Consider the following 17,509-nt stretch of genomic DNA (forward strand, 5'->3'; position numbering starts at 1 on the left):
CCGTCAGCCCAGCGCCGCGACACTCAGCTGGAACGGGCCCTCCTGCCCGTCGACCAGGTAGATCGCCACCGCCTCCACGTCGGCCGGGTCGAGGGGACCCGGCGCGGGGATCGGGTCGAGGAACCGGCTGACCGGCTCGAACCCCGCCCACGGGAGCACCAGGCGCGCCGTCACGCCGGCCGTCGTCGGGAACGGCTGGATCCAGAAGCCCGACGTCGTCGACCGCACCTGCACCGTGTACGTGCGCCCGTCGCCGGTCACGTCGAGGGTCACCCCGTCAGGCGACGCCCACACGGGGCCGGCGATCACCGGGCTCACCACCGACGCGAACCCCCCGTCGTTGGCGAGGGACAGCTCGCCGGCGAAGACCATCGCCCGTCGGCCCACGCCACCCCGCCGACGGACACCCCGCCCATCACCGTGTCGTTCGTGACCCGCCACCCGTCCACCGAGGCCGGGTCGGCGAACACGAAAACCGGGGCGGGCGGCGGAGGCGACGGCGGGACGGGCGTGGTCGGAGGGACAGCCGTCACCACCGCCGTGGCCGCCGCCGAGTCGGCGCTCGTGTCGGACGACGCCGGCGTCGATCCGTCGGTGGAGGATCCGCACGCCGCCACCGACCCCATCGCGGTCACCGTCACCGCGGCGACGGCCCACGTCCCCGCCCGTCGCCGCACCCGCGCCACCGCCGTCGCGTCAGCCCGAGGCGAGGAAGCCGGCCGGGATGCGGTCGCCCCCGACCGTCGCCCCGAACGCGGTGGTGGTCGCCTCCGGGACGGTGGTCGTCGGGTCCGGTGGCACCGGCGACGGCGGCGTGGTCTGGGGCGCCGTGGCGCCGCTGAGCTCCTGGGCCCGGCTCAACAGCTCGGCGGCCTGGGTCACCGCCTCCTGATAGGCCCCCAGGTCACCGGTGGCCCGCAGCTCGCTTTCGGCGTTCGACAACAACGCCGACGCCTGCGCCACCAGGCTCTCGACGGTCTCGCCCTCGGGCGGCGTCGGCGTCGTGGGCGGGGCCAGCGGGTCGGTCGGATCGATCGGCGTCTCGGGCGTGGTCGGCGTCCCCGACTGGTTCTCCTCGAACGTCTCGGGGTTCGCCCCCGGGAACAGCACCTTCAGCGCCTCGTTCAGGGTCGGGCGCATCACGACCCGGGAGCCGAACACCACGATCACCTCGCGCAGCTCGGGCACCTGGGCGTTGCCCGACGAGGCCACGTAGAACGGGCGCACGTACAGGATCGAGCTGTTGATGGGCACCAACAGCATGTTCCCGAGACGCACCTCCGAACCCTGGGTGTTCAGCAGCGAGATGCGCGCCGACACCTGCTGGTCGGCGAGGATGGCGGCGTTGGCGATCGACGGCCCGTCGATGTTGGTGCCGTCGGGCATCTGGAAGACCGTGATCTTGCCGTAGTCCTCGGGATCGCTGCTGGCCACCATGAACGCGGTCAGCACCCGTCTCGAGTCGTCCTCGGAGAACGGGACGAACGGCCGCAGCGACACGAACTTCTCGCGGTCCTCGCCGGGCAGCTTCAACAACATGTAGTACGGGTCGATGCGCGACTCCCGGGTGCGCACCACGCCCTGCCCGGGGATGATCTGGGTGGTCCCGCCCGTCACCCCGGTGGGAGCCGACCCGGGGTCCTGGGCGACCAGCCAGGCGGTGTTGCGCTCGTAGAACGCCGCCGGCTCCTCGATGTGGTAGCGGCTCCAGGCGTTGGTCTGCACCCGGAACAGGTCCTCGGGGAAGCGCCAGTGCGCCCGGAGCTCCTGGGGGAAGTCGTCCCCGTCCTTCAACAGGTCGGGGAACGCCTTCTGGTAGGCGGCCGCCACCGGGTCGCCGTCGTCGATCACGTACAGGTCGACGGTGCCGTCGTAGGTGTCGACGACGCCCTTGATCGAGTTGCGCACGTAGTTGAAGCGCTGGTCGGCCAGACCGCCCACCTGGGGGATGTTCCCGGTGTCGGCCTGCTGGGCGTTCGGGTAGCGAGCCGAGGTGGTGTAGGCGTCGAAGATGTAGACGATGCGCCCGTTGGTGATCACCGGGTACGGGTCGGCGTCGAAGCTGAGGAACGGCGCCACCTCACGCACCCGCTCGTTCACGTCGCGCTGGAACACGATGCGCGACTCGGGGGTCACGAAGTTCGAGATCAACAGGTTCCAGTCGCCGAAGCGGGCCGCGAACGCCGCCTTGCGCAGCCACGAGCTCATGACCACCCCGCCGCTGCCGTCGTACACCGTCGACTGGGTCTCGCCGTCGATCGAGAAGTCGATCTCCTCACGGTCGGCGTTGGTGATCGCGTAGCCCGGCAACGCCTCGCCGTAGTACATCTGCGGCCGGTCGAGCGTGACGTTGATCCCGTCGGGCGGCGTGAACTCCGTCGGCACGTTCTGGATGAGGAAGCTCGGCCGCCCCTCCGGGGTGGTGGCATTGGCCGGGGCCAGCGCCACGCCGTAGCCGTGGGTGAAGGCCAGGTGGCGGCCCTCCCACGACTGCTGGGGGATGCCGGCGACGCTGAGGTCGCGGGCACCGAGCACCACCTGGGTCTCGGCGAAGGACCCGTCGGGCGACTGGACCTGGTACCGGTCGACGTCGAGGTCGTTGAACTGGTACGACGCCACCTGGCTCTGGAGGCGCTGGTAGGTCGGCAGCACGATCTGGGGGTCGAGCAGGCGGATGTTGCGGATGGTGCCCGGGTTCTCGTTGATGGCGTCGGTCGCCGCCGCCTGGTCCTGGGTGTAGTCGAAGGCCTCGGTGGTCACCTGGTCGAGGCCGAGCGCCTGGCGGGTGGCGTCGATGTTGTTGCGGATGTACGGCGACTCGACGCTCGACTCGGCCGGCTCGACGGTGAAGCGCTGGATGAACGCCGGGTAGGCGACCCCCGCCACCACCGACACCAGCGCCCACAGGCCCACCGCCACCACCGGCAGCACCCAGCCCCGCCGCCAGATGTTGTAGATGAACAGGAAGAAGCTGAGCACGGCGATGAACATCAACAGGTAGATCGCCGGGAGCTGCGCGTTGACGTCGGTGTAGGTGGCCCCGTCGACCGTGCCCCTGGTGGAGGTCGTGAGCTCGTAGCGCTGGAGCCAGTAGTCGACCGCCCGCACCAGCGCCAACAGGCCGAGCAGCACCGAGATGTGCGCCTTCACCTGCGGGGTGACCCGCTGGACCGGGGCCTGGAGGCGGATGCCGCCGTTCAGGTAGTGCGCCACCACCGTCACCACGAGGATGACGACGCCCGACGCGAACAGCCACCCCACGACGGTGGAGTAGAAGGGCAGCTTGAAGACATAGAAGCCGACGTCGGTGTCGAAGGTGGCGTCGGTGACGCCGAAGTCGCCGCCGTTGCGGAACAACAACCACTGGTTCCACTCCGCCGACATCCCCACGCCGGCCACGAGGGCCAGCACCAGCGACACGCCGGCGCGCAACAGGCCTCCCCGCCGGCCCACGGTGTCGTGGTAGCGGTTCAACATCTCGTCCTCGGGCCCCTGGGGCCGGAACTTCGGCGCCAACCGGTCGGCCACGGTGAGGCTGGCGAAGCACAACACGAAGAAGGCCACGGTGAAGATGGCGGCCAGCGCGATCTTCGCCCCGAGGATGCCGGTGAAGACCGACGTCAGGTCGAGGGAGTCGAACCACAGGTAGTCGGTCCAGAACCCGGCGATGCCGCGCAGCGACAGGGCGAGGGCGAAGAACACCAGGACGACGACGACGAAGATGATCCGACCCCGCCCCGAGGTGCTCCGGCGGCGGCGGTTCGGCATGTCGGTGGGGACGCGCATCGGAGGGCAGCCTACGGGGTGTCGCGGTCGACGGACGATCGGGGGCCCCGATCCCGGGCGACGGGCCACGGGCGGACCGCCCGGCGCCACCGGTTCAGGGAGCGGTCAGCGGGGCTCCGGGGCCCGCTCGGCCGGCGCCCCGGGCGGCTATCCGACCCGACCGGTGCCCGCGCCCCGTGACGCCGCCGCCAGCACCGCCGCGGCGACGGGCAGGTCGACGTGTTGGGCCTTGCTCTCGCGGTAGGTGGCCCGGATCCGGTCGGCCAGGTCGTCACGGTCGCCGACCGCCTCGTCGAAGCACCGCTCGAGCTGCTCGCGCAACGCCAGGACGAGCTCCTCGGCCAGACCCGTGGCCAGGTCGTCGACCGGGGCGTCGACCGCACCGGCGGCCGCACCGGCGGCCCGCTCGGCGCCCGCCTCGGCGGCGTCGGCCAGCACCGGCAGGGCCAGGGCCCGGTACCGCTCGACCTGGTCACGCAGCGGCGGGAGCGTGCCGGCCGCCATCGGGGTGCCCTTCTGGCGGCGGACGGCGTCGAGCAGCTCGTTCTGCTCGTCGGACAGGTCACGCTTGAACCTACGGGTCAGCGATTTCTCGAGCTCGGCGAGGACCTCGTCGCCCGCCGTCGCCTCGTCGTCGGCCTCGTCGTGAGCCTCCGTCGACGCGTCCCCGCCGTCGGCGGCGACGGCCTCCTCGGCGGCGACCCCGGCGGCCCCGGTGGTCTCGGAGGTGTCGGCCGGCCCGGCGGCCTCGGCGTCCTCGTCGTCGTCGCGCAACCGGGCGAAGATGGCCGCGGTGCGCTCGGCGCTCGGGGTCCGCACGACCTTCACCGAGCTCGACATGCGCCCGTCGGGGGGGTCGGGCGCCCGCCGCGTGGGACCCGACGCGGACGGGGGGACGTCGGTGTCGGGCTCGACCGCGGCCTCGTCGACCTCGTCGACCTCGTCGACGAGGTCGACGGCCTCCTCCCCTTCGATCCCCTCCGTCCCGTCCTCGACCGCCGTGTCGCCCACCGGGCCCTCGGCGGCCTCGTCGCCGGGGACATCAGGGGCATCGCCGGGCTCGGCGTCGTCGTGGGCGAGCGCGGCGGCGGCCTCGACCTCGGCGGCGAACACCGCCTCGTCGTCCTCGGTGGCGCGCAGCGCCGCCGACTCGGCGGCCAGCTTCGCCTCCGGCAGGGACACCTCGAGCTCCTCGGTGGCCTGGTCGAGGGTCTCGCGCACCACGTCGTAGGCCGCGGCCAGACGGTCACGTCCGGCCTGGAGCTGCTCGATCTGCTGGCGCAACAGCTTGCGGCGGCGGGCGAGGTCGTCGAGCATCCGCTGACGCACCCGCTGCGCCTCGGCCACCATCTCCCGACCCTCCTGGCGACCCTTCTCCACCTCGGCGGCGGCGTCGACCCCCGCCTGCTCGAGCACGCCGGCGGCCACGGCCCGGATGGCGTCGGCGTCGGCCTCGGCCTCCTCGCGACGGGCGGTGGCCTGGGCCCGGATGCCCTCGGCATCGAGCTCGGCCTGCTCGCGCACCCCGTCGGCCGACGCCCGGATGCGGGCCACCTCGGCCTCGGCCTCCTCGCTGCGCCGCACCAGCACCGACTCGGCCTCGTTGCGCATCTCCTGGGCCTCATCCCGGGCCTCGCGCAGCATGCGGGCCACGCTCTCCTCGGCGTTGGCCCGGATCTCGGCCGCCGCCGAACGGGCCGCGTCGAGCACCCGGGCGGTCTCCTCACCGAGCAGCGCCGTCAACCGGCTCGGGTCGAGCTGGTCGACCGGGGTGGCGCGCTGCTCGGCGTCGCGGAGCTGGGCGGCCAGGTCGGCCTCGCGCTCCCGGCCGGCCCGCAGCTGGTTGGCCAGCTCCAGCAGATAGCGCTGCACCTCGAGCGGGTCCGCCCCACGACGCACCGTGGAGAACGAACGCTTGATGACGTCGTCGGGGTCGACGGGCGAAACCGGATCCTTGGCCACGGGCGGATGGTACCGAGGTCGACGCCGCCGCCCGGGGACTGCTCCCGGCCCCGCCGAAGGACCGTCGGTCACGTCAACCGACGGGGACGGCCTCGGTGGGTGCGGGGAGCACGGCGTCGCCACCGCCCATCGTGGCGAGCACCGCGAGAGCGTCGTCGAGATCGTCGACCGGCTCGATGCGCAGGTCGCCGCCGTAGCGGCGGGCCTCCTCGAGCTCCGCGGACGGGACCAGCATCAGGTCGACGCCCTCCCGTGACGCCGCCACCACCTTCTGGTGCACGCCCCCCACCGGCCCCACCGTCCCGTCGAGCTCCATGGTGCCGGTGGTGGCCACCCGCGCCCCCCCGGTGATGCTCTCGGGGGTGAGCGCGTCGAGGATGCCGAGCGTGAAGGCCAGGCCCGCCGACGGCCCGCCCACCTGACCCGAATCGATGGTCACCTGCACCGGGAAGTCGAAGGTGAGATCACGGGTGAAGGTCGACACGCCGATCATCGACCGGGTCGGGTCGTCCGGGCGGACCACGAGCTCGACGCTCACGACGCGGGTGTCGCCCCCCTCGAAGGGCTGCACCCCGAGCTCGATCACCGCCCCGGGCGGCAGCGCGGCCACCTGGCCACTGAGGTCCTGGCTCACCGCCACCGGCCGGCCGTCGACGCTCACCACGGTGTCGCCCCGCTCGAGCACCGCGGCGGCGGGCACGTCGGCGGCCACCGAGGCGATCACCGCCCCCGTGCCCGAGATGGGGATCTCATAGCCCAACCGCTGCAGCGCCTGGTAGGTGGCGGAGTCCTTCGAGCTGGCCATCAGCTGCAGGTTCAGCTCCCGGTTCTCCGACGGGGTCTGCGAGCCGAGGACCAGCTCGGCGTCGACGATGTCGATCGCCGGGTCGATCCAGGCGAGGAACGCGTCGGCCGGGGTGGCCTGCTTCACCGACACCGTCAGGTAGTCGACCATCCCCTCCTGGTCGGGGAAGGTGGGCGCGCCCTCGATCTGGATGAACGGCGCGGTCTCACGAGCCGAACCCGGCGACAGCGTGTAGTAGTCGAGCTTCCACAGGAACACGATCAGCGCCGCCGCGGTGAGCAGCGACAGCGAGATCACCGCGGCGACGGCGCGCCGCCGCGTCCACCACCGCTGCGGACCGACCGATTCGTCCGGTGGGGCACCGGGAGGCCCCTCGTCGCCCCCGGACGGCGGGTACGGCGGCAGTACAGTCGGTTCTGCGGTGTCCATGACGGTCAACTGCTCCGGACGGGGGCGAGGGGCGCTCAAGCCTGCCACGGACCGACCGGAGAACGACCGCACGCAGCACCCCGAGGAGCCCACGTGAGCGCTGACGAGTCCTTCGAGCCGGTGATCGACGCCATCCGCCCCACCGCCTCGCGCCGCGCCCGCTCCGCGGTCGGCCTCGTCATCCTGTTGTCCGTCCTCGGCGTCGTGACCGCCGTCGTCATCACCGTCCTCGTCATCGGCGGCGTCATCGTCCTCAACAACGCCCTGTGATCATGGCGGCGCTCTGCGCCGCGGTGTGTCTCGGTCGCTGGCGCTTCCCCTCGCCGTGCCCACTGCGTCCTCCTCGGCTCCGCCTCGTCGGAACGCGATGTGGCTCGGTCGCTGGCGCTTCCCCGAGCCACCTGGGACGAACCTCCGAGCAGTGAGACCACCCGTCCCGCTCGTCCGTCAGTCGGGGCCCCAGGTGGCGCGGCTCCAGAGGTCGGTCACGGTGTCGATCGCCGTCTCGATCTCCTCGCCGGTCGGTACCCGGTGGCCGAGGCCCAGCGCCACGAACGCGTGCCACTCGCACATCGACACCAGCGCCCGAGCGGCCTGCTGGCTGTCAGGCAGCGGCCGCATCTCGCCACGAGCCACCACCCGGTCGATGCCGTCCACGATGCGCCGCACGAACGTCTCGCGCAGCACCAGCCACAGCTCCTCGATGGCCGGGCTCTGCAACATCCCCTCGAGCAGGGCCCGGTACAACCCGGGGTACCTCCCGAGCGCACCGATGTAGCTGCGCACCATCGCCTCGGTGCGCTCCCGCCGTGACGCGTCCGGTCCGACCTCGGGGCGGGTCAGGATCTGGGCGGTGACCGCCTCGATCACCTGGCTGAACGCCTCGTCCTTGTTGCGGAAGTACAGGTAGAAGGTGCCGTGGGCGGTGCCGGCGGCGTCGGTGATGGCCCCCACCGTCGCCCCCCGGTAGCCCAGCTCGGCGAACACGTCGGCCGCCGCCGTCAGCATCCGCTCCCTGGTCTCGGCCGCCTGACGCTGACGCTTGGTGGGTGGGCGGGTCTCGGTCATTCGTGGTCCACTACGACGATGTCCGACACCCACGACCAGGCGGGGCCGGCCGGGGCCGCCCCGGTCGCACGGACGCTAGCCGACCACCTGGCGCGCCGACGGGGGGCCGCGCTGGCCGGCCACCGCGGCGACAGCGCCACGGCCCGCTCGTACCTCCACGACCCCGACCCCGCGGTGCGCGCCACGGCGCTCGGCGCGCTCGTGCGCACCGGCGACCTCCACGTCGACGAGCTCGTCGCCGCACTGATCGACCCGGTGAGCACCGTCCGCCGGCGGGCCGTCGAGGAGGCGGCCGCCCACCACGTCGGCGACCCCGAGGTCGACGCCGCCGTCCTCGCCCTGCTCGACGACCCCGACGCCACCGTCGTCGAGACGGCGGCCTTCGCGTGCGGTGAGCGCACCCCGCCCGGTGCCGTCGACCGGCTGGCCGCCCTCGCCACCGGCCACGACGACGCCCTCTGCCGCGAAGCGGCTGTCGCTGCCCTCGGCGCCATCGGCGATCCCGCCGGCCTCCCCGCCATCCTGGCGGCCACCCACGACAAGGCGACCGTGCGCCGCCGGGCCGTCATCGCCCTCGCCCCCTTCGACGGCCCCGAGGTCGACGACGCCCTCCAGCGGGCGGCGTCGGACCGCGACTGGCAGGTGCGCCAGGCCGCCGAGGACCTCACCGCCTGAGCCCCCGGGGCGCGACGACGGGGTGGCCGGCCCGGCGAGGACCGACCACCCCGCAGTCGAGGGCTACTCCGCGAAGGTGAACGACTCCGCGGCCGACGACGTGAAGTTGGTCTCGATGGGCGAGAGCCCGCCGGGAGTGGCGGGATCGATCGAGAACACCGACGACGTCCGCGGCGGGTTCCGGTCGGCGGTCGGACCGTAGGTGTAGTTGCCGCTCAGGTCCTCGAACGTCAGCTCGGGGATCTTCTGGGCGGCCGCCACGATGCCGGCCGGCGAGAGGTCGCCGTCGGTCACGGCCTGCTCGAGGATCTGGGCCATGGCCCAGGCCTGCGCGTACCCGAACTGGAAGTAGATGTCGGGCTGCTGGTCGGGGGCGTACTTGGCGATGTCGTCCATCATCTTCGCCATGCCCGGCACCGAGGTGTCGCCCCACGCGGGGCCCTCGGCGATCAGCGTGAAGTTCGTCTGCAGGTAGGGCGCCAGACCGGACTGGGCGAAGACGCTCACCCAGGTCGGCGACACCGCCAGCCACTGCGGGGCGAACGCCTGGGCGACGGCCTCGGACAGGATCGGGCTGGTCTCGTTGGGCAGCGCCACGAGGAGCGTGAGCTCGCACCCGGCGCTCTTCAGCTGGCTGATCGGCGCGGTGTAGTTCGTCTCACCGGTCTTGAAGGTGGCCTCGGCCACGATCTCGTAGCCCTCCTCCTCCGCGGAGTACTCGAGGCCCTCGAGGCCGGTCTCGCCGTAGGGGTCGTCCTTGGTGAGGGCGCACACCTTCTTGTTCTTGGCGTCGAGCGTGCGGATGGCGTAGTCCATGCCGTTGATCACCTGGACCTGGTACGGCCCGCCGATCGGCATGAGGTTCGTCTCGCGCACCCAGAAGGCGTCGAGCGACGCCGGCCCGGCCAGCACGTTGTCGGAGGTGAGCTGCGGGAGCAGCGCGTCGACGGTCGGGGTGCCCAGCACCTGCTGGTAGGCGGCCACCGACGCCTTCGACGCCTGGTACTGCTGCACCGCGGTCTGCGGCTCGTACTTGGTGTCGAGGATGTTCAGCTTCACCTGGTACTTGCCGGCCACGCCACCGGCCTCGTTGTAGGACGACCAGAACACCTCGTTGCCCTTGGTGAGCGGGTTGCCGAGGACGGCCGCCGCGCCGGTCTGGGGGGTCAGCACCCCGAGGGTGATGTTGGTCCCGTCGAAGCCGACGCCGGGCGTCACCTCCTGGGTGGAGCCCGGATCGCTGGTGGTCCCGCTGGACTCGTCATCGGAGCCTCGGCAGCCGGCAGCCACGAGCCCCAGGGCCATGGCCACCGCCGCGAGGCGAACGGTGCGGCGATATCGCATGTTGCTTCCCTTCGTTGTCGGTGGATCGGGCCCGACCCCGAGGGGTCGAGCGGTTGATGGCCGCCGGAGCGACCGGATGGGATCAGTGGGAATCAGTCGGACATCAATAGGAGAACGGCCAGAACTTGAGCCACGCCTTGGCCCGCAACCAGAGCGCGGCCAGGCCCCTCGGCTCGACGAGCAGGAACACCACGATGAGCGCCCCGAACAGCATGTTGTTGAACGACGCCACCGACACGATGCCGTCGTCGGTGGGCGAGGTGGACAGGAACGGGATGTCCCCCGAGAAGTTCTGGATGACCCGCGGGAGAGCACCCACCACCAGCGCACCGAGGATGGACCCGAACACCGTGCCCATCCCGCCGACGATGATGACCGCCACGAACGTGATCGACAGGACCAGCCCGAGGGTGCCGCCGAACTCGACGGGCGACACGAACCGCTGGATGGCCGCCCCGTAGAACGCACCGGCCACGGCGGCCATGGCGCTCGACACCGCGAAGGCCCCGACCTTGTAGCGCAGCAGCGAGACGCCCACGACCTCGGCGGCCACGTCGCGGTCGCGGATGGCCTGCATGGCCCGCCCGGGCCGCGTGCGGACCATGTTCTTGGCGATCAGCGCGGTGATCGCCACGACGGCCCACAACAGGAAGAACAGGCTCTGGTCCCGGCTGAACGTGGTGCCGAACAGCTCGAGCTTGGTGAAGTCCAGCGGACCGAGGGCCAGGCTGGCGTCGACGGCGGTGCCCCGCCCGCCCCCGGTCACGGCGTCCCACTCGGTGAAGATGTGCTCGCCGAGGAACAGCAACCCGATGGTCACGATGGCCAGGTAGTTGCCGTGCAGGCGCAGGGCCACCGGCCCGATCACCGCCCCGAGCACGCCGCCGACGATGGCCGCCATCGGCAGCCACAGGATCATCGGCCAACCCTGCTCCCCGCCGAACCACGCCGCCGCGTACGCGCCGCACCCGATGAAGAAGGCGTGACCGAGCGACACCTGGCCCGTGTAGCCGGTGAGCAGGTTCAGGCCGATGCCGCCGATGGCGAAGATGGCGCAGTAGTTGAGGACCCCGATCCAGAAGTCGTCGAGGCTGTTCGGGATCAACAGGTACAGCACGAGCAACAGGAGCATCCCGACCTGCATGCCCCGGGAACGGAACAGGCCGACGTCGTCGGAGTAGTCGACGACCATCTCCGGGCTGCGGCGACGGGTGAGAGCCATCAGACCCGCTTCACCTCCTTGGTCCCGAACAGACCGTAGGGACGGAACAGGAGGATCAACAGCATGACCACGTAGGGCATGACCGACTGAAAGCCGGTGCCCACCCAGGAGAAGTAGTCCTCCTGGTAGCCCGCGGTCAGCGACTGGACGACCCCGATGATGATGCCGCCGAGCACCGCGCCGCCGGGCGAGTCGAGGCCCCCGAGGATGATCGCCGGGAAGGCCAGCAGGGCGATGAACTGCACCTGCGGGGTGAGGTTGCCGGACCCCGAGGCGATGGTCACCCCGGCGATGGCCGCCACCGCACCGGCGATCCCCCACGACGCCGCCCACACCCGCTTGGCGCTCATGCCCTGGGCGAGCGCCGCCTCCTGGTCGAGGGCCGTGGCCCGCATGGCCAGGCCGAGCGCCGAGAAGCGGAAGAAGAGGAAGAAGGCGCTCACCACGACGGCGGTGAGGATCATGCTCCAGATGTTGGCGACCGTGATGACGATGTCACCGACGTTCACCACGTCGACGCCCCACGGGTCGCCGAGGTTGAGGGCGTCGAAGCCCCAGATGGTGGTCACGACCTCCTGGATGATGAACAAGAGCCCGACCGTGATCATGATCAACGCGAACGCCGGTCGACCCACCATGCGCCGCAGCACGAGGCGCTCGAGCAGCATGCCCACCAGCGCGGTGGCGAGCATCGCCACGATCACCGCCAGCCAGAACGGCAAGCCCCAGGTGGTGCCGGCGTTGTAGGTCAGGTAGGCGCCGAGCATCACGAAGCCGCCCTGGGCGAAGTTGATGACCCCCGTGGCCTTGAAGATGATGACGAACCCGAGGGCCACGAGGGCGTACTTGCACCCCACCGCCACCCCCGAGACGACGAACTGGAGGAACTCGGTCACGAGGCCCCCTCGTACATCGACTCGATCACGTCGGAGAACTCCGCGGCCACCGCGGTGCGCTTCACCTTCGCCGTCGCCGTGATCTCCCCGTCCTCCTGGTCGAGCTCCTTGCGGAGCAGCCGGAACGCCTTGATCGTCTCGACCTGGGCGAGGTCGCGGTTGACCTCGTCGACCCACTCGCGCACGAGGTCCACGACCTCCGGCTTCGACGACAGGTCCTCGTAGGTGGTGAACACCAGCCGGCGCTGCTGCGCCCAGTTGGCCACCGTGTCGAGCTCGATGCCGATGAGGGCCGAGAGGTACTTGCGCCGGTCACCGATCACGATGGCCTCCCGCACGTACGGCGACACCTTGAGGCGGTTCTCGATCTCCGACGGGGAGATGTTCTTGCCCCCGGCGGTGATGATGATGTCCTTCTTGCGGTCCGAGATCGTGAGGTACCCGTCGGCGTCGAGGTCGCCGACGTCGCCGGTGTGCAGCCACCCGTCGGCGTCGAGGGTGGACGCCGTCGCGTCGGGGTCGGCGTAGTAACCCATGAAGGTGCCCGGGCCCCGGGTGAGGATCTCGCCGTCGTCGGCGATGCGGATCTCGCTGCCGGGCACCGGCCGCCCGACCTTGCCGATGCGCACGTCGCCCTCGGGGGTGAGGGTGGCCTGCGCGGTGTTCTCGGTCTGGCCGTACCCCTCGCGCACCGGCACACCGAGCGACCAGAAGAACTCGAGGACCTGCGGGGCGATCGGCGCCGCCCCGGACAGCGCGTCCTTGATGCGCAACAGCCCCAGCTTCTGGCGCAACGGCCGGTAGAGCAGCACCCACCCGATGGCGTAGCTGATGGAACCGCCGAACCCGAGGCCGCCCCGGCGGCGCTTGGCCCCGAGCTTGGCGCCCCGCTTGGTGAAGTGCCGGTAGACGGCCCGCTTGAGCCAGGTGGCGTCGGCCATGCGGATCTCGACCGACGCCATCATCTTCTCCCACACCCGCGGGACCCCGAGGAAGAAGGTGGGCTGGACCTCGCGCAGCTCGCCGGCGAAGGCGTCACCGCCCTCGCCGAAGTTGACGACGTAACCCGACCCCAGGGCGCCCATCACCGAGATGAGCCGCTCGGCCACGTGGCACAGCGGCAGGTAGGAGAGCACCTCGGAACGGCCGTCGACGGCGAACTGCTCGCGAGCGGCCACCGCGGCGGCGGTGAGGTTGGCGTGGGAGAGCATCGCTCCCTTGGCGGGGCCGGTCGTCCCGGACGTGTAGACGATGATCGCCGCGGAGGCGGGGTCGACGGCCGCGGCGCGTCGGTCGAGGTCGTCGAGCGTGGCGTCCTCGCCGAGGGCGTTCAGCGCCGCGAAGGTCAGCAGCTGGCCGTCGGTCGACATGGTGCGGATGCCCCGGGGGTCGAGGACGACGACCTTCTCGACACTCGGCACCCGGTCACGGATCTCGACGAACTTGTCGACCTGCTCCTCGTCCTCGGCGACCAGCACCTTGGCGCCGCAGTGGTTGAGCAGGTACTCGAGCTCCGCCGGCGGCGAGGTGGGGTAGACGCCGACGGTGACGCCACCGAGGGCCTGCACCGCGAGGTCGACGAACACCCATCCCGGGCGGTTCTCCGACAGCACCGCCACCCGGTCGCCCGGGCCGACCCCGAGCTTCTCGAGCCCCGATGCGACCGCCGCCGTGCGCCGGGCGTAGTCGGACCACGAGTACGGCTTCCAGCGCCCGAGCGTCTTCTTGCGCAGCGCCAGCGCGTCGGGCGTGTCACGGGCCCGACGCACCAACACGGCGGGCAGCGTGGGCTCGAGCTCGCCCTCGAGCGCCGGGCCGGCGACGCCGGTGACGGCGATGTCGGTCACGAGCCCACCCCCAGGTAGGCGTCGATGACGCGCTGGTCGGACTGGATCTCGGCGGGGGTGCCGGTGGCGATGGGCACGCCGAAGTCGAGGGCCATCACCCGATCGGCGAGGTCCATGACCATGTGCATGTCGTGCTCCACGAGGATCATGGCGAGGTCGAGGGCCTCCCGGATCTCGAGGATGTAGCGGGCCATGTCCTCGGTCTCCTCGAGGTTCATGCCGGCCACCGGCTCGTCGAGCAGCAACAGGGCCGGCTCCATGGCCAGGGCCCGACCCAGCTCGATCCGCTTCTGGATGCCGTAGGGCAACAGCCCCACCGGCCGGTAGCGATAGGCCTGCAGCTCGAGGAGCTGGATGATCTCCTCGACGGCGAGCCGGTTGTCGATCTCCTCGCGCCGGGCCCGCCCGAACCACAGCGCACCGGAGAAGAAGCCGGTCCGCATCAGGTGGTGGCGACCCAGCATCAGGTTGTCGATCACGTTGAGGTTGGTGAACAACCCGAGGTTCTGGAACGTGCGGGCGATCCCGAGCTCGGCGATCCGACGCGAGCCGGTGCCGACGAGCTCCCTCCCGCGCAGGCGGATCGAGCCCTCCTGGGGCCGGTACACACCGTTCAGGCAGTTGAAGATCGACGTCTTGCCGGCGCCGTTCGGGCCGATCACCGCGAAGAGCTCGCCCCGACGCACGTCGAAGCTCACCCCGGTCAGGGCGTTCACGCCACCGAAGCGCAACGACACCCGCTCGACCGACAGCAGCGTCTCCTCGGGGGCCGCGGCCCCGCCCACGTCGGACATCAGGCGCTCCACCGCTTCCGGCGACGGTAGGTCTTCACGTCGCGGAACGACTTGCGGCCGGCGTCACCGACACCCAGGTAGAACTCCTGGATGTCCTTGTCGTCGCGGAGGACGGCGGCCGGCCCGTCCTTCACCACCCGCCCGTTCTCGATCACGTACCCGTGGTCGGCCACGCCGAGGGCCATCGCCGCGTTCTGCTCGACGAGCAACACGCTGGTGCCCTGACGGTTGACCTCCTGGATGATCCGGCCGATCTGCTCGACGATCAGCGGGGCCAGCCCGAGCGAGGGCTCGTCGAGCAGCAACACGTCGGGCGAGGCCATGAGCGCCCGGCCCATGGCCACCATCTGCTGCTCGCCGCCCGACAGGTAGCCGGCGATCGACTTGCGCCGCTCGCCCAGGACCGGGAACAGCTCGAGCACCCGGTCGTAGCTCGCCGAGATCTCGGCCTTGGACCGACGGGTGTAGGCACCGGCCCGCAGGTTCTCGTCCACGGTCAGCGCCGCGAAGACCCGCCGGCCCTCCATCACCTGGGCGATGCCGGCACGGACGATGTCCGCCGGGTCGTCACGGTCGATGCGCCGGCCGTCGAGCTCGACGGACCCCTTCGTCACCTTCGCCCGGTGCACACCCAGCAGACCGGTGACGGCCCGCAGCACCGTGGTCTTGCCGGCGCCGTTGGCGCCGAGCACCGCGACGATCGTGCCGCGGGGCACCTGCAGCGAGACGCCCCGCACCGCCAGCACGACGTCGTTGTAGACGACCTCGAGGTTGCTCACCCCCAGCACGACGTCGGTCGTGCTCGGCGCGGTCGTCGTCTGGGCCATCGTCCCCCCGGAGCACTACGTGGATCGGCCGTGACTGTAGTCACAGATCACGGCGGCGACGACATCTCGATGACGGATCCGTCATCGAGCGTCACTCCATGAACATCACCCGGAGGTGATCGAACGACTCGATGCAGTGCCCGGCACCGAGCACCACCGACTCCAAGGGGAGCTCGACGAGGTGCACCGGGATGTCGGTCTCGGCCTCGAGGCGCAGGTCGAGGCCGCGCAGCATGCCACCGCCGCCGACGAGGTGGATGCCCTGGCCGATGAGGTCCTGGGCCAACTCCGGCGGCGCGTGGCCGAGGCAGGCGATGACGGCGTCGACCATCGCCGACACCGGCTCCTCGATGGCGTCGCGCACCTCCTCGGCGGTGAGGATCACCGTCTTGGGCAGGCCGCTCATCAGTTCCCGCCCCCGCACCTCGGCGGCGAACTCGTTCTCCGTCGGCCACGCCGAACCGATGGTGACCTTGATCTCCTCGGCCGTGCGCTCCCCGATGGCGATCCCGTACTCACGACGGATGTAGGTCTGGATGGCGGCGTCGATGTCGAAGCTGCCCACCCGCACGGCCTCGAGGGCGACGACGCCCCCGAGGGAGATGAGCGCCACCTCCGACGTGCCGCCGCCGATGTCGATGACCATGTTGCCGAGCGGCTCGTTGATGGGCAGGCCCGATCCGATGGCGGCCGCCATGGGCTGCTCGATGAGGTGGGCCTCCGCGGCCCCCGCCCGCCGGGCGGCCTCCGTCACGGCCCGCTGCTCGACGGCGGTGATCGCCGACGGCACGCAGATCACCACCCGGGGACGGTTGAACCGGTTCACCCCGACGCGCTGCAACAGCAGGCGGATCATCCGCTGCGTCACCTCGAAGTCGGTGATCGCGCCCTTGCGCAGCGGCCGCACAGCGACGATGTAGCTGGGGGTCCGCCCGATCATCTGCCACGCCTCGTGGCCCATGGCCAGGACGTCCTGGGTGCGGCTGTTGAGGGCGATCACCGAGGGCTCGTTCAACACGATGCCCTCGCCGCGCACGTAGACGAGCGTGTTCGCCGTCCCGAGGTCGATGGCGAGGTCGCGGGCCAGGGCTACCGCCCTCCGCCCTGCTCGTCGGCGCCCTCAGGGGCCCGACGACGCGACGAGGGCGGGGGGACGCGACTGGGAGGGGGCCCCACCGGCCGCGGCCGGCCGGTCCGGCGGCCGCTCCCCGGTTCCTGGGGATCACGGCCGAGCGCCCGCATCTCCTCCTGGAACTCGTCGACGCTCGACATGAACGTGGTCGGCTTGCGGTGACGGAGCCACAGCACGAGCGAGCCGAGCACGGTGATCACCACCACGATCAGGAGGAAGGCGACGTTGCTCACCGAGGCTCCCCCACCGCGGCCACCGAGGGGACTTCGGTGATGTGCTGCGCGGCCCGGGCCCACGACGAGCCCCCCGCCCAGTGCTCCTTCTTCCAGATCGGCACGGTGGCCTTGAGCGTGTCGATGCAGAACTCGGCGGCCGCGAAGGCGGCACCACGGTGAGGCGCGGAGACGGCGACCACCACCGACGACTCGCTGAGGGCGACGGTCCCCTCACGGTGCCACAACACGACCCGCCCGAGGTCGGGCCACCGCGTCCGCGCCTCGGCGGCCACCGCGGCCAGGCGCGGCTCGACCTGCTCGGCCCACGCCTCGTAGTCGATGTGGGTGACATCGACGGTGCCCTCGGCGTGGTCGCGCACCAGGCCGCTGAACACCACCACGGCACCGCAGTCCGGGCGGGCGACCCACCCCGTCGCGGCGGCCACGTCGAGGTCCTCGGCGGTGAGCGCCACCCAGTCGTCGGCGTCGGGGGTCGGCATCGGCACG

16 protein-coding genes are annotated in these 17,509 nt (G+C 71.4%); 2 read left to right on the plus strand and 14 right to left on the minus strand.

Annotated elements, in window-relative coordinates; all coding sequences use genetic code 11:
* Positions 1-3: 3 nt before the first annotated feature.
* From MUE36_08795 to MUE36_08810, 4 genes are all read right to left on the minus strand, one after another.
* On the minus strand, positions 4-387 hold the full coding sequence (locus MUE36_08795; protein MCU0311027.1) for a CIA30 family protein: 384 nt from the start codon (positions 385-387) through the stop codon (positions 4-6).
* Between the two features lie 309 nt (positions 388-696).
* Positions 697-3,786: a UPF0182 family protein gene (locus MUE36_08800; GenBank protein ID MCU0311028.1), complete on the minus strand. Its 3,090-nt coding sequence runs from the start codon at positions 3,784-3,786 to the stop codon at positions 697-699.
* Between the two features lie 147 nt (positions 3,787-3,933).
* Positions 3,934-5,748, minus strand: coding sequence for a DivIVA domain-containing protein (locus MUE36_08805; GenBank protein MCU0311029.1), 1,815 nt, complete (start codon positions 5,746-5,748; stop codon positions 3,934-3,936).
* A 73-nt stretch (positions 5,749-5,821) separates the two neighbouring features.
* Positions 5,822-6,850: a PDZ domain-containing protein gene (locus tag MUE36_08810; GenBank protein ID MCU0311030.1), complete on the minus strand. Its 1,029-nt coding sequence runs from the start codon at positions 6,848-6,850 to the stop codon at positions 5,822-5,824.
* 225 nt (positions 6,851-7,075) lie between these two features.
* Between MUE36_08810 and MUE36_08815 the strand changes: the two genes are divergently transcribed.
* A complete protein-coding gene (locus MUE36_08815) occupies positions 7,076-7,252 on the plus strand; it encodes a hypothetical protein (GenBank protein ID MCU0311031.1) in 177 nt (58 codons plus the stop codon).
* Positions 7,253-7,429: 177 nt separating this feature from the next.
* On the opposite strand, the gene MUE36_08820 is transcribed toward MUE36_08815, so the two are convergent.
* Positions 7,430-8,050, minus strand: coding sequence for a TetR/AcrR family transcriptional regulator (locus MUE36_08820; GenBank protein MCU0311032.1), 621 nt, complete (start codon positions 8,048-8,050; stop codon positions 7,430-7,432).
* Positions 8,051-8,068: 18 nt separating this feature from the next.
* On the opposite strand from MUE36_08820, the gene MUE36_08825 reads away from it, so the two are divergent.
* Positions 8,069-8,725, plus strand: a complete 657-nt coding sequence (locus tag MUE36_08825; GenBank protein MCU0311033.1) for a HEAT repeat domain-containing protein — start codon at positions 8,069-8,071, stop codon at positions 8,723-8,725.
* Between the two features lie 63 nt (positions 8,726-8,788).
* On the opposite strand, the gene MUE36_08830 is transcribed toward MUE36_08825, so the two are convergent.
* From MUE36_08830 to MUE36_08870, 9 genes are all read right to left on the minus strand, one after another.
* Positions 8,789-10,069: an ABC transporter substrate-binding protein gene (locus tag MUE36_08830; protein ID MCU0311034.1), complete on the minus strand. Its 1,281-nt coding sequence runs from the start codon at positions 10,067-10,069 to the stop codon at positions 8,789-8,791.
* Between the two features lie 103 nt (positions 10,070-10,172).
* Positions 10,173-11,291, minus strand: coding sequence for a branched-chain amino acid ABC transporter permease (locus MUE36_08835; GenBank protein ID MCU0311035.1), 1,119 nt, complete (start codon positions 11,289-11,291; stop codon positions 10,173-10,175).
* Positions 11,291-12,187, minus strand: coding sequence for a branched-chain amino acid ABC transporter permease (locus tag MUE36_08840; protein MCU0311036.1), 897 nt, complete (start codon positions 12,185-12,187; stop codon positions 11,291-11,293). The genes MUE36_08835 and MUE36_08840 overlap by 1 nt, the downstream gene beginning before the upstream one ends.
* Positions 12,184-14,034: an AMP-binding protein gene (locus MUE36_08845; GenBank protein MCU0311037.1), complete on the minus strand. Its 1,851-nt coding sequence runs from the start codon at positions 14,032-14,034 to the stop codon at positions 12,184-12,186. Before MUE36_08845 ends, MUE36_08840 begins: the two co-directional genes overlap by 4 nt.
* Positions 14,031-14,828 (minus strand): ABC transporter ATP-binding protein, encoded by a 798-nt coding sequence (locus tag MUE36_08850; protein ID MCU0311038.1) that lies wholly within the window; start codon positions 14,826-14,828, stop codon positions 14,031-14,033. Before MUE36_08850 ends, MUE36_08845 begins: the two co-directional genes overlap by 4 nt.
* The gene (locus MUE36_08855) at positions 14,828-15,655 is read right to left on the minus strand and encodes an ABC transporter ATP-binding protein (GenBank protein MCU0311039.1); all 828 of its coding nucleotides are present in this window, start codon (positions 15,653-15,655) and stop codon (positions 14,828-14,830) included. The genes MUE36_08850 and MUE36_08855 overlap by 1 nt, the downstream gene beginning before the upstream one ends.
* A 91-nt stretch (positions 15,656-15,746) precedes the next feature.
* A complete protein-coding gene (locus tag MUE36_08860) occupies positions 15,747-16,742 on the minus strand; it encodes a rod shape-determining protein (protein ID MCU0311040.1) in 996 nt (331 codons plus the stop codon).
* 2 nt (positions 16,743-16,744) lie between these two features.
* Positions 16,745-17,020, minus strand: a complete 276-nt coding sequence (locus MUE36_08865; GenBank protein ID MCU0311041.1) for a hypothetical protein — start codon at positions 17,018-17,020, stop codon at positions 16,745-16,747.
* A complete protein-coding gene (locus MUE36_08870) occupies positions 17,017-17,502 on the minus strand; it encodes a molybdenum cofactor biosynthesis protein MoaE (protein ID MCU0311042.1) in 486 nt (161 codons plus the stop codon). Before MUE36_08870 ends, MUE36_08865 begins: the two co-directional genes overlap by 4 nt.
* Positions 17,503-17,509: the final 7 nt, after the last annotated feature.

This window comes from Acidimicrobiales bacterium (assembly GCA_025455885.1).
Lineage (GTDB): Bacteria > Actinomycetota > Acidimicrobiia > Acidimicrobiales > Acidimicrobilacustridaceae > Rhabdothermincola_A.

Excerpts from the sequence above, each read along its gene's own strand:
- MUE36_08800 (MCU0311028.1), bottom strand. The coding sequence starts at position 3,786 with ATGCGCGTCCCCACCGACATGCCGAACCGCCGCCGCCGGAGCACCTCG.
- MUE36_08820 (MCU0311032.1), bottom strand. The coding sequence starts at position 8,050 with ATGACCGAGACCCGCCCACCCACCAAGCGTCAGCGTCAGGCGGCCGAG.
- MUE36_08825 (MCU0311033.1), top strand. The coding sequence starts at position 8,069 with ATGTCCGACACCCACGACCAGGCGGGGCCGGCCGGGGCCGCCCCGGTC.
- MUE36_08830 (MCU0311034.1), bottom strand. The coding sequence starts at position 10,069 with ATGCGATATCGCCGCACCGTTCGCCTCGCGGCGGTGGCCATGGCCCTG.
- MUE36_08835 (MCU0311035.1), bottom strand. The coding sequence starts at position 11,291 with ATGGCTCTCACCCGTCGCCGCAGCCCGGAGATGGTCGTCGACTACTCC.
- MUE36_08850 (MCU0311038.1), bottom strand. The coding sequence starts at position 14,828 with ATGTCCGACGTGGGCGGGGCCGCGGCCCCCGAGGAGACGCTGCTGTCG.
- MUE36_08855 (MCU0311039.1), bottom strand. The coding sequence starts at position 15,655 with ATGGCCCAGACGACGACCGCGCCGAGCACGACCGACGTCGTGCTGGGG.
- MUE36_08870 (MCU0311042.1), bottom strand. The coding sequence starts at position 17,502 with ATGCCGACCCCCGACGCCGACGACTGGGTGGCGCTCACCGCCGAGGAC.